The sequence below is a fragment of the Streptomyces sp. NPDC046909 genome (assembly GCF_040644695.1).
In the GTDB taxonomy this organism is placed as follows: Bacteria; Actinomycetota; Actinomycetes; order Streptomycetales; family Streptomycetaceae; genus Streptomyces.
Map to the genome: position 1 here is coordinate 874,581 of NZ_JBEYXC010000003.1, position 12,740 is coordinate 887,320.

Annotated in this window: 12 protein-coding genes; 9 read left to right on the forward strand and 3 right to left on the reverse strand. The window is 70.4% G+C overall.

The annotated features are described in order from the left end of the window. The first annotated feature begins 73 nt into the window (after positions 1-73). Together ABZ928_RS12905 and ABZ928_RS12910 are read left to right on the forward strand one after the other, a co-directional pair. Entirely contained in the window at positions 74-1,162 is a 1,089-nt protein-coding gene (locus ABZ928_RS12905) for a hypothetical protein (protein ID WP_361517533.1), read from the forward strand. Beyond that, a complete protein-coding gene (locus ABZ928_RS12910) occupies positions 1,159-2,433 on the forward strand; it encodes a hypothetical protein (protein ID WP_361517535.1) in 1,275 nt (424 codons plus the stop codon). The genes ABZ928_RS12905 and ABZ928_RS12910 overlap by 4 nt, the downstream gene beginning before the upstream one ends. Here the strand turns inward: ABZ928_RS12910 and ABZ928_RS12915 are convergent. Further along, positions 2,423-3,880: an MFS transporter gene (locus ABZ928_RS12915; protein WP_361517537.1), complete on the reverse strand. Its 1,458-nt coding sequence runs from the start codon at positions 3,878-3,880 to the stop codon at positions 2,423-2,425. The genes ABZ928_RS12910 and ABZ928_RS12915 overlap by 11 nt on opposite strands. Before the next feature lie 79 nt (positions 3,881-3,959). On the opposite strand from ABZ928_RS12915, the gene ABZ928_RS12920 reads away from it, so the two are divergent. From ABZ928_RS12920 to purM, 5 genes are read left to right on the forward strand one after another with little or no spacing between them, the layout of a single operon-like run. After that, positions 3,960-4,607 carry a helix-turn-helix domain-containing protein gene (locus ABZ928_RS12920; protein WP_361517539.1) on the forward strand — a complete coding sequence of 216 codons (648 nt, stop codon included), beginning with the start codon at positions 3,960-3,962 and terminating at the stop codon, positions 4,605-4,607. A gap of 45 nt (positions 4,608-4,652) precedes the next feature. Next, positions 4,653-5,450 (forward strand): sterol carrier family protein, encoded by a 798-nt coding sequence (locus tag ABZ928_RS12925; RefSeq protein WP_361517541.1) that lies wholly within the window; start codon positions 4,653-4,655, stop codon positions 5,448-5,450. A gap of 49 nt (positions 5,451-5,499) precedes the next feature. Next, positions 5,500-6,387: an META domain-containing protein gene (locus ABZ928_RS12930; RefSeq protein WP_361517543.1), complete on the forward strand. Its 888-nt coding sequence runs from the start codon at positions 5,500-5,502 to the stop codon at positions 6,385-6,387. A 57-nt stretch (positions 6,388-6,444) separates the two neighbouring features. After that, positions 6,445-7,974 carry an amidophosphoribosyltransferase gene (gene purF / locus ABZ928_RS12935; protein WP_361517545.1) on the forward strand — a complete coding sequence of 510 codons (1,530 nt, stop codon included), beginning with the start codon at positions 6,445-6,447 and terminating at the stop codon, positions 7,972-7,974. 34 nt (positions 7,975-8,008) lie between these two features. After that, positions 8,009-9,079 carry a phosphoribosylformylglycinamidine cyclo-ligase gene (gene purM, locus ABZ928_RS12940; protein ID WP_361517547.1) on the forward strand — a complete coding sequence of 357 codons (1,071 nt, stop codon included), beginning with the start codon at positions 8,009-8,011 and terminating at the stop codon, positions 9,077-9,079. A 69-nt stretch (positions 9,080-9,148) separates the two neighbouring features. On the opposite strand, the gene ABZ928_RS12945 is transcribed toward purM, so the two are convergent. Together ABZ928_RS12945 and ABZ928_RS12950 are read right to left on the reverse strand one after the other, a co-directional pair. Next, complete coding sequence (locus ABZ928_RS12945; RefSeq protein WP_361517549.1) at positions 9,149-9,409, reverse strand: DUF3073 domain-containing protein; 261 nt, start codon at positions 9,407-9,409, stop codon at positions 9,149-9,151. Between the two features lie 281 nt (positions 9,410-9,690). Continuing rightward, positions 9,691-10,788 (reverse strand): Glu/Leu/Phe/Val dehydrogenase dimerization domain-containing protein, encoded by a 1,098-nt coding sequence (locus ABZ928_RS12950; protein ID WP_361517551.1) that lies wholly within the window; start codon positions 10,786-10,788, stop codon positions 9,691-9,693. A gap of 222 nt (positions 10,789-11,010) precedes the next feature. Between ABZ928_RS12950 and ABZ928_RS12955 the strand changes: the two genes are divergently transcribed. Together ABZ928_RS12955 and bldC are read left to right on the forward strand one after the other, a co-directional pair. Next, positions 11,011-11,853 (forward strand): hypothetical protein, encoded by an 843-nt coding sequence (locus tag ABZ928_RS12955; protein WP_361517553.1) that lies wholly within the window; start codon positions 11,011-11,013, stop codon positions 11,851-11,853. A 527-nt stretch (positions 11,854-12,380) separates the two neighbouring features. Next, a complete protein-coding gene (bldC, locus tag ABZ928_RS12960) occupies positions 12,381-12,587 on the forward strand; it encodes a developmental transcriptional regulator BldC (RefSeq protein ID WP_003949541.1) in 207 nt (68 codons plus the stop codon). Positions 12,588-12,740 lie beyond the last annotated feature (153 nt).

Below are 12,740 nucleotides of genomic sequence, written 5' to 3' on the forward strand. Positions count from 1 at the left end.
CGGCTCCAACGGGCGGGGCCTTCACTCGTGTTAGCTTCTGCCGATCACTGATGCACACGGGGGATGAGGATCGGTGGAAGTACCGGCGCGGATACGCACGCCCTTGAACGTCCTGTTCTGTCTGGCCGCCGTCGCCGGCGCCGGCTGGAGCGGGCCGGTGCTGTGGGACGAGTGGCGGACCTATCGGGCCGTCGGGGCGGGCTGCGCCGATCTCGTGCACGTGCGGGACGTGCGCGGTATGGACAAGGCCGACACCGTGCTCCGCAACCGCGCGACCCTCGACCCGGACGCCCTGCCCTCGGACTGTCTGATCCAGAACGCGGGTGCGGACGGGGACGCGTACGGCGCCTGGCTGTTCCAGCTGCTGGTCGACGAGGGCACCGAGACCGTCGTGCCCCGGCCCTCCGCCGAACTCCCCGAACGCTTCGCCCGCCTGGAAGTCCCCGTCGGCAACGGCGTGTCCGGTCTCGCGGGCCCCAACGAGACGACCGTCCGCCTCGACTGCCCCGGCGACCGCCGAGTCGAGGTCACCGCGTCAGCCGCCTACACGGGCATGTCCTCGTACTACCCGAAGCCGGCCACCACCGGCGACCGCGCCCGCATGGCGTCCATCGCGGTCCACGCGGCCGGAGAACTCGCGGACCGGCTGGACTGCGAGGGAGACACGGCCGCCCCGGCCCTCGCCGCGACCCCCCGCTTCACCGACGCCCTGGACGCCGAGGGCACCTGTGCCTGGTACCGGCCCCAGGAGCAGGCGAGGGCGCATGTCCCGTGGCTGCCGGACGAGGCGATGGGCGCGCCCGTCGACGGGCGGGTGTGGCGGGAGCGGTGTGCGCTGCGCCTGGGCGAGGAGAAATGGGCCGACGTCCAGACCTTCTACGACGAGGACGTCCGCCTCGGTGACGCCGCGAGCCCCGTCGCCCCGGGCACCGCGGGCCGTGCCGCCGACTCCGCCCTGTGGTGGGCGACGTCCGTCTGCGACGGCACCCCCGCCGTGCACGTCCTGCGAGTCGACTACGGTGCCGACTCCCGGGCCGCGAGCCCGCACTTCGAGCAGGTCTTCCGGGCGTACGTCACCGACGTCGCCGCCCGCCGCGGCTGCACGGGCCTGGAGTTCCCGACGGGCGCGGACTTCGCGGCCCGGCCCGAGGAGGCCTCGTGATCCCGTCCTTCCTGCGCATACCCGGCCGCGGCGGCAAGCTCAGCGACCGGCTCAACCGGCTGGTGGTGATCACGGCGTTCCTCGGTATCGGGGCGGGCGGCTGGGGGCTGTGGCTGGAGACGGACGACGCCCTCGACCGGGCCGCCAGCCGGGAGAAGATCACGCGGGCCTGCGGCGGACTGGTCGACCCCGACCCGGTCCTCGGCCTCAACGGCGGCACGGACCGGGCACGTCCGGGCAGTGACGGGGAGGACGTGATGTCCGGCCTCGACGACGGCTCCGACCCCCTCGCCGCCCTTCCCCAGCTGTGCGTGATCTACCGGGTGGGGGAGCCGGGCACCTCGTACGGCCATTTCCAGCTGTCCGCCTGGCAGACGCCGTCCGACGAGTACGCGCAGCTCGTCGACGGTTGGGACGACCCGTTCGAGGACTGGTCGGGCAAGAACCGCGGCAGCACCCGTCGGACCGCCGACTCGGCCGAGTACCCGCTGGGCGACGGACGGCTCGGCCGGTACACCGACGACGCCGTCACGGTGAAGGCCGACTGCCCGAACAAGCCGGACGGGGTGACCTCGGTCAACGTGATGGCGGCCGCCCTGTACGACACCGGGGACGCCGAGGTCACCGACGCCGACCGGCGCACCCTCGCCACCCTGGCCCGCACCGCCGCCGAGCGCCTCGCGGACCGGACGGGCTGCACGACCGAGCTCCCCGCCCTCCGTGCCGAACTCCCCACGCCGGGCAAGCGGTTGACGCCCGCGGCGACGGCGAAGGGCACCTGCGCCTGGTACGCCGCGTACCTCGGGGAGCAGGGCCGCGGCCGCCTCCCCGACCGCGCGCTCGCCACCCCGGCCGGGACCCACGCCTCGCAGGAGAGCTGCCTGCTCGCGGTGAGCGACGGGGACGTCGAGCGCATCTGGTCCGGCCTCGGCGAGAAGGAGATCGGGGACCGCGGCGACCCGGGCACCCCCTGGTGGCTGCGAGCCGAGTCGTTCTTCGGCGACGAGGCCGGCGAGGTCAAGGCGGAGGGCCTGGGCACCGACCAGACCGCCCTCACCCCCGGCACGGCCGGCTTCGACGACTCCGCCAACGTCTGGTGGGCCTCCGCCACCTGCGCCGGCGAGCCCGCGCTCCACACCCTGACCGTGCCGTACCCGTACGACCGGTACATCCGCCCCCGCCTTCGCGCACTCTTCCAGGCGTACGTCGACGACGTCGCCGCCCGCCGTGACTGCACGGGCCTGGAGTTCCCGACGGACTTCAGCCCTTGACCGGCACCGGCGGCCGGACCCGCTCCGAGGTCTCCTGGCCGTCGCGGCCGGGCTTCGGCAGCCGTAGTGCCAGCGCCACTCCCAGTGCCATCAGCGCGGCCCCGCACAGGAACACCGCGTCCATGGCGGAGACGTACGCCGTCGTGTCCGGGCCGTCGCTCAGCCGGCTGATGAGGGTGCCGAAGAGGGCGGCGCCCAGGGCCGTGCCGAGGGTCTGGAAGAAGCGGATGCCGGTCGTGGCCACGCCGAGCTGGTGGCGGGGGGCCGCGTACTGGACGAGCTGGATGAGCTGGCCGATCAGCTGGCCGAACCCGGCGCCGACGAGGAGCAGTTCGGCGCGCAGCCACCACAGGGAGGTGTGGGTGCCGGTGGTGGCGAGGAGCAGGAAGGCCACGGCGGTCACCGCCGAGCCGGTGATCACGAACGTCCGCTCGGACCAGCCGCGTTCGGTGAGCTTGCCGGTGGCGATGCCGACGACGGTCATGCCGATCGCCATGGGGATGAGGTAGAGGCCCGCCGAGGAACTCGCGATGCCGCGGACGACCTGGAGGTAGACCATCACGTAGTACATCGAGCCGACCATGGCCGCCCCGACGAGCCCCTGGATCGCGAAGCCCCAGCGCAGTTCCGGGACCCGGAACATGGACAGCGGCAGGATCGGTTCGGCGGCGGTGCTCTGGCGGCGCAGGAAGAGCGCGAGGGAGGCCGCCGAGGCCAGCGTCAGCCCGATGACCTGCGGTGACGCCCAGTCGTACTCCTTGCCGCCCCACTCGGTGACCAGCAGCAGCGTGATGGAGAACACGGCGGCGAGGGCCGCGCCGAGGAAGTCGATGCGGTGCCGCTCGGTGTGCCGGGGGAGTTTCAGGGCGAGTGCGGAGGCGATCAGGACGGCGATGCCGATCGGCAGGTTGACGTAGAAGATCCACCGCCAGCTCGCGTGGTCCGAGAGCACACCGCCGACCCACGGGCCGAGCGCCATACCGCCGCCCGCGACGATGCCGCCCATGCCGGCGCCCTTGCTGTCCTTCTCCTTGCCGGGGTCCTTGAGCTGGGCGATCACCACCATCGTGACGCTCATCAGCCCGCCGGCGCCGATCCCCTGCACCGCCCGGGCGGCGACCAGCTGCCCGATCGACTGCGCGGCCCCGCACAGCGCCGAGCCGAACAGGAACGTGCCGACGGCTCCGAGGAACACCCGCTTGGCGCCGAGGGTGTCGCACAGCTTGCCGTAGAGCGGCAGCACCGCGGCGGAGGCCAGGGAAAAGGCGCTGACCAGCCAGGGGATCTTGTCGATGCCGTGCGCGGGGTCGAGGTCGCGCACGATCGGGACGGTGGCCGCGGACACGATCTGCATGTCCAGGACGGCCAGGACGATCGTCGCGAGGCAGACGACGAAACCGATCTTCCGTTGCGTGTCACTCATGGTCTGGGTCTGGGTCTCGGTCATGGGCACCACCGTGCCCGAGAAGCGTGTACTCAGTCAATGTTTTATCTGGGATCAAATTTCGTCTTGGTACAGTGATGCCATGGCTTTTGCTGAGGGCATGGGGCTGCGCGAGCGCAAGAAGCTCCAGACGGCGATCCGGATCTACCGCACCGCCGTGGCGCTGTTCGCCGAGAAGGGCTTCGACGCCGTCTCGGTGCAGGAGATCGCGGACGCCTCCGAGGTCTCCAAGATGACCGTCTTCAACTACTTCGGTACGAAAGAGGACTTGGTCTTCAAGCCGATGGAGGACCACTTCTCCGACCCGGCCCGCGCGGTGCGCGACCGGAAGCCGGGCGAGTCCGCCGTGGAGGCCGTGCGCCGGCAGTTCCTGGAGATGATCGAGGGCCGCGACCCCTCCGTCGGCCTGCACGCCGAGCCCTTCGCCCGCCGGATCCGCGCGGTCATCATGGCCACCCCGGTGCTGCGGGACCGGGCCTACGTCAGCGCCGAGAAGGGCGCTCTCGAACTGGCCGACCTGCTCACCGAGGAGACCGGGGACCGCACCCTGGCCCTGATCGCCGCCTCCACCCTCACCCACGTCCGCCAGGCCCTCGTCGAGGAACACCACCTCCGCATCGACGCCGGCGAGAGCGTGGACGAGGTCGCCGCCGACGCCGCCGAACGGGCCGAGCGGGCCTTCGCGTTGGTGGAGCACGGCCTTGCCGGGTACGCCGTCAGAAAGCCCTGAAAGAAGGCTTCGGCAACGCGCCCTGACCAGCCCTAAGCTGCCCCCATGCCCCCGGCCAAGAAGCGCACCCGCACCTACGACCCCGTCAAGATCCGCACCGCGGTCCTCACCCAGTTCGGGCACGTCCACCAGGCCGTACGCACCCTCACCCCCGATCAGCTGGCCCGCCCCACCCGCCTCGGCGACTGGACCGTCCGCGATCTCGCCGCGCACCTCACCATGGCCGTCGAGGCCATCAGCCACAGCCTCGCCCTCGAAGCACCGCCGAGCCGCACGCTTGCCCTCCTGGACTGGCCGTTCACCACCGCCCCCCGAGCCGAGGGCATCTCCGAGGACACCCGGTCCCTCGCCGAGGCCAACCCCGACCTCGACGGCCTCTTCGCACGCACCGAGCAGCGCATCAAGGAGAGCCTCGCCCAGGCCCCCGACGACCGCCTCATCGGCAGCCGCACCGGCGCCATGACCCTCGCCGACTACCTGGTCACCCGCACCGTCGAACTCGTCGTCCACACCGACGACCTGAACGCCGCCGTCCCCGGCCTCGACATCCCGTACGACCGCCAGGCCCTGGCCGCCTGCACCCGCCTCCTCGCCGACGCCCTCGCGGCGAAGGCACCCGGCGGCTCGACCGAGGTGCGGATCCCGCCGTACGCCGTCGTGCAGTGCGTCGAGGGCCCCCGGCACACCCGCGGGACCCCGCCCAACGTCGTCGAGACCGACCCGCTGACCTGGATCCGGCTCGCGACCGGGCGGGTGCGGTGGGCGGACGCGATCGCGGACGCCAAGGTGAGTGCGAGCGGGGAGCGGGCCGACCTCGGCGGGTTGCTGCCGTTGATGGGCTGAACCCGTCGAACGCGCTGAACCCATCAGGCGCCTCGTGCGTCCAAGGAGCATGAAACGGACGACACCTGTGAAGTACGCCGTCGCGCTCGCCGGCACCGCGATGCTGGCCGCCTGCGGCACGGAGTCCGGCGGCGGCTCGGCCGGCGACGGGACCGCCAGGGTCGCGGACACCGAGGACGTCATCACGGACACCTACTGGGTGCCGCAGAAGGTGACCGTCGACGGCAAGACCTACACCCTGCCCGAGGACGACGGCCGGTTCCGGGTCGACGAGGCCCACATCACCTTCAAGCCCGGCACCACCGACCCTGAGGTCGACGGCGGCGAGTCCGGCGGCACCGTCGGCTGCAACAGCTTCGGCGCCGACGTCGAGATCGAGGGCGACACCGTGAAGCTCACCGATCTCGTGTCCACGGCGATGGGCTGCACAGGCCCGGTCGGGGAGTTCGAGTCGAAGTTCATGAGCGTCTTCGACGGCACGCTCAAGGCCGCCGTGGCGGAGCCCGACGGGACGAAGACCCTGACCCTGAGCGCCGCGGGCGGCGACAGCATCACCCTGCGCGAGGGCACCCCCGAGCCCGGCCCGGACCTGAAGGGCACCCGCTGGACCATCGACACCCTGCTCTCCGGCAAGGGTGACGACAGCGTGGCCTCCTCCCTCCCCGAGGACGTGACCGCGTACCTCACCCTCACCAAGGACAACAAGGTCACCGGCAGCCTCGGCTGCAACACCTTCAACGGCCAGGCCACCGTCAAGGACGGCACCATCGAGTTCGGACGTCTCGCGACCACGCGGAAGGTGTGTGCGGAGCCGGTCATGAAGACCGAGCGGGAACTCACCGAAATCCTCTCGGGAAAGGTCTCCTACCAGCAGAAACACAATTCCCTGACCCTGACCGCGGCCTCCGGGAAGGGCCTCGCGGCCCGCGCGGAGTAACCAAGCCCACGTCCATCGAATTCGGACCAGTGGTCGACCTCGCCTACACTCGGAGGCGTGCCACGTGGTGACGGTCGACTCAATCATGATCTGCTCCCCGGCGAGAAAGGCCCCCAGGACGCTTGTGGCGTCTTCGGTGTCTGGGCTCCGGGTGAAGAGGTCGCCAAGCTCACTTACTTCGGGCTCTACGCCCTCCAGCATCGGGGCCAGGAATCCGCGGGTATCGCGGTCAGCAACGGCTCCCAGATCCTCGTCTTCAAGGACATGGGCCTCGTGTCCCAGGTCTTCGACGAGACCTCGCTCGGTTCGCTCCAGGGTCATATCGCGGTCGGTCACGCCCGCTACTCGACCACCGGCGCCTCCGTGTGGGAGAACGCCCAGCCGACGTTCCGTGCCACCGCGCACGGCTCGATCGCGCTCGGCCACAACGGCAACCTGGTCAACACGGCGCAGCTCGCCGAGATGGTCGCCGACCTCCCCAAGGACACCAACGGCCGCTCGACCCGAGTGGCCGCCACCAACGACACCGACCTGCTGACGGCCCTCCTGGCCGCCCAGGTCGACGAGGACGGCAAGCCGCTGACCATCGAGGAGGCCGCGCACGCGATCCTCCCGCAGGTCCGTGGCGCCTTCTCGCTCGTCTTCATGGACGAGCACACCCTCTACGCGGCCCGCGACCCGCAGGGCATCCGCCCGCTGGTCCTCGGCCGCCTGGAGCGCGGCTGGGTCGTCGCCTCGGAGTCCGCCGCCCTCGACATCTGCGGCGCCTCCTACGTCCGCGAGATCGAGCCGGGCGAGTTCGTCGCCATCGACGAGAACGGCCTGCGCACCTCCCGATTCGCGGAAGCGAAGCCCAAGGGCTGTGTCTTCGAGTACGTCTATCTGGCCCGCCCCGACACCGACATCGCCGGCCGCAACGTCTACCTCTCCCGCGTGGAGATGGGCCGCAAGCTGGCGAAGGAAGCCCCCGTCGAGGCCGACCTGGTCATAGCGACCCCGGAGTCCGGCACCCCGGCGGCGATCGGCTACGCGGAGGCGAGCGGCATCCCGTTCGGCGCGGGCCTGGTCAAGAACGCCTATGTCGGGCGTACGTTCATCCAGCCCTCCCAGACCATCCGCCAGCTCGGTATCCGCCTCAAGCTGAACCCGCTGAAGGAAGTCATCAAGGGTAAGCGCCTGGTCGTCGTCGACGACTCGATCGTGCGCGGCAACACCCAGCGCGCCCTGGTCCGCATGCTCCGCGAGGCGGGTGCCGCCGAGGTCCACATCCGGATCTCCTCGCCGCCCGTGAAGTGGCCGTGCTTCTTCGGCATCGACTTCGCCACCCGCGCCGAGCTCATCGCCAACGGCATGACCATCGACGAGATCGGCACCTCCCTGGGCGCCGACTCCCTGGCGTACATCTCCATCGACGGCATGATCGAGGCGACCACCATCGCCAAGCCGAACCTGTGCCGCGCCTGCTTCGACGGCGAGTACCCGATGGAGCTCCCGGACCCCGAGCTGCTCGGCAAGCAGCTCCTGGAGACCGAGCTGGCCGCCGGTCCGGCAGCCACGGCGGCGGCCGACGCGATCCGTCGCCCGTAAGCCCCGTAGAAACCAACCCGAAAGATCCCAGGCAATGTCTGAGAGCCGTTCCACCGGTGCTTCCTACGCGGCTGCCGGAGTCGACATCGAGGCGGGCGACCGCGCCGTCGAGCTGATGAAGGAGTGGGTGAAGAAGACCCAGCGCCCCGAGGTTCTCGGCGGCCTCGGCGGTTTCGCCGGCCTCTTCGACGCCTCCGCCCTCAAGAACTACGAGCGCCCCCTCCTCGCCTCCGCCACCGACGGCGTGGGCACCAAGGTGGACATCGCGCGCCAGCTGGGCGTCTACGACACGATCGGCCACGACCTGGTCGCGATGGTCATGGACGACATCGTGGTGTGCGGCGCCGAGCCGCTGTTCATGACCGACTACATCTGTGTCGGCAAGGTCCACCCCGAGCGGGTCGCCGCGATCGTCAAGGGCATCGCCGAGGGCTGTGTCCTCGCCGGCTGCGCCCTGGTCGGCGGCGAGACCGCCGAGCACCCCGGTCTCCTCGGCCCGGACGACTTCGACGTCGCTGGCGCCGGTACGGGCGTGGTGGAGGCCGACCGGCTCCTCGGCCCGGATCGCATCCGTACGGGTGACGCGGTGATCGCCATGGCGGCCTCCGGTCTTCACTCGAACGGGTACTCGCTCGTCCGGCACGTCCTGCTGAACCAGGCGGGCCTGTCCCTGGACGCGCGCATCGAGGAGCTCGGCCGCACGCTCGGCGAGGAGCTCCTGGAGCCCACCAAGATCTACTCGCTGGACTGCCTGGCGCTCGCCCGCACCGCGGACGTCCACGCGTACAGCCACATCACGGGCGGCGGTCTGGCCGCCAACCTGGCCCGGGTGATCCCGGACGGGCTGCACGCGATCGTGGACCGCTCCACCTGGACCCCGGCGCCGATCTTCGACCTCGTCGGCACGACGGGTCAGGTCGAACGCCTGGAGCTGGAGAAGACCCTCAACATGGGCGTGGGCATGATCGCCATCGTCCCCGAGGAGTCGGCGGACGTGGCTCTGACGACCCTGGCCGACCGCGGGGTCGAGGCCTGGATCGCCGGAGAGATCACGGACCGCGGCGACCACACCACGGGTGCGGAGATGGTCGGCGACTACGCGTAACCCACGGCAGCGCAAAACCCGGTCCGGTGGTGTGGACCACATCGGACCGGGTGAAGCACAGCTGGAGCGTCAAGCGCCGCGGCGTTGCTGCGACGACGGACCGGACTCGTCGTCCTCGTCCTCATCGTCGTCGTTGTAGAGATCCGCGTACTGGGCGTACGGGTCGTCTTCTTCGTCTTCGTCGTCCTCGAACGGCTCGCCATTCGGCGGCTGGCTCGAAGTCGAAGCGCCCAGCTCATTGGCCAGACGCGACAGGTCAGTCCCGCCGCTGCTGTACTTCAGCTGGCGGGCGACCTTCGTCTGCTTGGCCTTTGCCCGGCCGCGCCCCATGGCTCGACCCCCTCGGTGACGGGGCTCGATGGCCCCAGAGTCTTGACACGCGTTCATGATCTGGAACGGGCTCTCCGCAGAGAGACCGGCCCGTAGGGCTTCCACGGTACCTGAGCCCACGCCCATACGGTACGTCGCCCACAGGACGTGCCTGGACCGACAACCGGCGGCGAGCCCTGTCCCCGCTGGTCAACCGCGATTTTAACCACTTCTTGGCGGCCGACCCGCCGACGAACGTGAGAGTTCTCTCTAAGTGCTCGTCGGCGGGTACCGGCCAGGGGTTACCGCGCGCGGCGCGCCACCGCCGCCTCGTGCATCCGCTGCTCCGCGATCCGGTCGGCCGCGGCGGCCGGCGGGATCCCGTCCGACTTCGCACGTGCGAATATGGCGAGGGTGGTGTCGTAGATCTTCGCCGCCTTCGCCTTGCACCGCTCGAAGTCGAAGCCGTGCAGTTCGTCGGCGACCTGGATGACCCCGCCCGCGTTCACGACGTAGTCCGGTGCGTAGAGGATCCCGCGGTCGGCGAGGTCCTTCTCCACACCCGGGTGCGCGAGCTGGTTGTTGGCCGCCCCGCAGACGATCTTCGCCGTCAGCGCGGGCACGGTGTCGTCGTTCAGGGCGCCGCCGAGCGCGCAGGGGGCGTAGATGTCGAGGCCCTCGGCGCGGATGAGGGTCGCGGTGTCGGCGACGGCCGTCACGCCCGTCGGATGCGCCGCGAGGATCCGCCCGACGGCCTCCTCGCGCACGTCCGTGATGACGACCTCGGCGCCCTCGGCCCGCAGATGGTCCACCAGGTGGTGGCCGACCTTGCCGACGCCCGCGACGCCGACCTTCCGCCCGGTCAGCGAGGGGTCGCCCCACAGGTGCCGGGCGGAGGCCCGCATGCCCTGGTAGACGCCGAAGGAGGTGAGGACGGAGGAGTCGCCGGCGCCGCCGTTCTCGGGGGAGCGTCCGGTCGTCCAGGGGCACTCACGTGCGATGACGTCCATGTCGGCGACGTACGTACCGACGTCGCACGCGGTGACGTACCGCCCGCCGAGGGAGGCCACGAACCGGCCGTAGGCGAGGAGGAGCTCCTCGCTCTTGATCTTCTCCGGGTCGCCGATGATCACGGCCTTGCCGCCGCCGTGGTCGAGGCCCGCCATGGCGTTCTTGTACGACATCCCGCGCGCGAGGTTCAGCGCGTCGGCGACGGCCTCCTCCTCGGTCGCGTAGGGGTAGAAGCGGGTGCCGCCGAGGGCGGGGCCCAGCGCGGTGGAGTGGAGGGCGATGACGGCCTTGAGGCCGCTGGCGCGGTCCTGGCAGAGCACGACTTGCTCATGACCGCCCTGGTCCGAGTGGAACAGGGTGTGCAGGACGCCGGCTGATACGTCGGTCACTGTGGTGACTCCTGGGTAAGTAGCCGCTGTTGGGACCAGCTCCCGTAAGGGTGGCGGGCGCTGTGAGCACGAGATTAGGGCCTGTGGGGACGCACCCACCTCGCCGTGCTCAGGATCACCTACTCACGGAGTACGCCCGTGCGACGATTTGCATAGATTTACCGCCGGTTTGTGAGCGGGTTCCGCAGGTTTTCCTGGCAGCGGGAGGGGGAGGGAGCAGGCGTGCCCAAGGTGTCCTCGGTGGTCGTCCCGTACGCGACCTATCTGCGCGTGTACGAGCCGCTGGCAGCCTTCCCCGAGCCGGAACGCGGCCACTGGACGCGCTACGCCCGCCGCCCCGACCGTCCCTCGTACCAGGACGAACTGCGCCGCTCCCTGGCCGACTTGCTGCCCACCCCGCCGATCCCGGTGCCGGTGCACGAGAGCGGCGACGCGTTCGTGCTGGACATCGACGGGGTGGTCTGCGTCTGTCCCTGGCGCACCCGGCTGCGCGGCTGGCTGGCGCTCCAGGAGCTGGACGAGGAGCTGCCGAAGCCGGTCCTGGACGCGGTGCTGCCCGAGGTCGTACGGCGGCAGGCGGCGCAGGACTACGAGCGCTGGCTGGTCCGCAACCCGGACGCCCGGCCCTGGATCCGCACCTCGACCTGGCAGGTGCCGCTGCACTGGTTCGTGCTGGTCGGCGACGAGGAGCGGCGCTTCGACAAGGGGTCGGGGGAGATCCCGCCGATGCTGCGCTACCGGACGCCGATGGTGCAGGCCCGGCGGCGGGTGGCGCGGGCCCTGCGGACGCTGAAGGACACCATCGACGAGGGGCCGCTCATCGACGGCCTGGTGGACGTGGGGCGCTGGCTGGAGGAGTTCCACCCGCGCTCGCACGTCGAGCTGGACTACGGCGGCCTCGTGCACACGCTGCCGGCCGGCGAGTTGGAGGACGACCACTCGGCCGCCGATGTCGCCGCCGGCATCGAGGCGCTGCGGCTCGGTGACGGGGCGGCCGCGGGGGAGGCGTACGGGCGGCTCGTGGAGCGCTGGCGGTCGGTACGGGACCGGCGTTCGGCGAACTGAGTGTGCCCTGGGTCACGTTGGTCACGAACTGGCGTTTGACCTGACGCCCGTTTTGGGGTTTCGTCCTCGGTCAAGGTGTCACCAAGTTTCCCCTGATGCTCCGCCAACAAGGGACGTAGGTCCCGATCCGGGCGTACGCCTCACTGTGTGTCAAGCGTGACGGACCGCACGTACCCGGCTCTTGCATCTCTTGCCCCTCCTCATGCCAAAATAGGACAAGGGGCCCGGGGGAGGTTCCGCTTTGGGGGGTCTGGTGACTCCTGATCGCTCTGTGACTGATCGTCACAGTGGCGTGACTGTCCGCTATGGCATGGTCCATCGGCGTCTGTCGCCCGATGAACACCTGGGGGGCAATTCCATCGGTTTGGCCGACGCGGCTGGACAGATGGTGTAGTTGTAGTGCCGAGGACAAGCCGTTCGTCCTATAACCGACTCGACTCGCGTCCGCCATTTCGGGCAACGCGGGTCAAGGTGCAGAATTTAGAGGAAAGAACCGAGATGGTTCGGTTCTCCCGAGGAGGCCGCTCATGACCGCTCGCACCCCTGATGCCGAGCCGCTGCTGACCCCGGCTGAGGTCGCCACGATGTTCCGCGTCGACCCCAAGACGGTCACGCGGTGGGCGAAGGCTGGGAAGCTCACGTCCATCCGTACGCTCGGCGGGCACCGCCGCTACCGCGAGGCGGAGGTCCGCGCACTGCTCGCGGGCATCCCGCAGCAGCGCAGCGAGGCCTGAACCAACTGAATAACGGACAAACCGGTAGGTCCCCCAACGTGCCGAGGCGTCCGTAACCCAAGCTCCAAGCGACGCGGGTGCTGCCCCAACAGGCCCACGCCCAAGCTCATCCCAGAACGTCACAGGGTGCGTCGTCGATCGCGCTGGACTCCG

Bases quoted from the DNA above. Each gene is read 5' to 3' on its own strand.
- ABZ928_RS12915 (WP_361517537.1), bottom strand. From the start codon at position 3,880: ATGACCGAGACCCAGACCCAGACCATGAGTGACACGCAACGGAAGATC.
- ABZ928_RS12920 (WP_361517539.1), top strand. From the start codon at position 3,960: ATGGCTTTTGCTGAGGGCATGGGGCTGCGCGAGCGCAAGAAGCTCCAG.
- ABZ928_RS12925 (WP_361517541.1), top strand. From the start codon at position 4,653: ATGCCCCCGGCCAAGAAGCGCACCCGCACCTACGACCCCGTCAAGATC.
- ABZ928_RS12930 (WP_361517543.1), top strand. From the start codon at position 5,500: ATGAAACGGACGACACCTGTGAAGTACGCCGTCGCGCTCGCCGGCACC.
- purM (WP_361517547.1), top strand. From the start codon at position 8,009: ATGTCTGAGAGCCGTTCCACCGGTGCTTCCTACGCGGCTGCCGGAGTC.
- ABZ928_RS12945 (WP_361517549.1), bottom strand. From the start codon at position 9,409: ATGGGGCGCGGCCGGGCAAAGGCCAAGCAGACGAAGGTCGCCCGCCAG.
- bldC (WP_003949541.1), top strand. From the start codon at position 12,381: ATGACCGCTCGCACCCCTGATGCCGAGCCGCTGCTGACCCCGGCTGAG.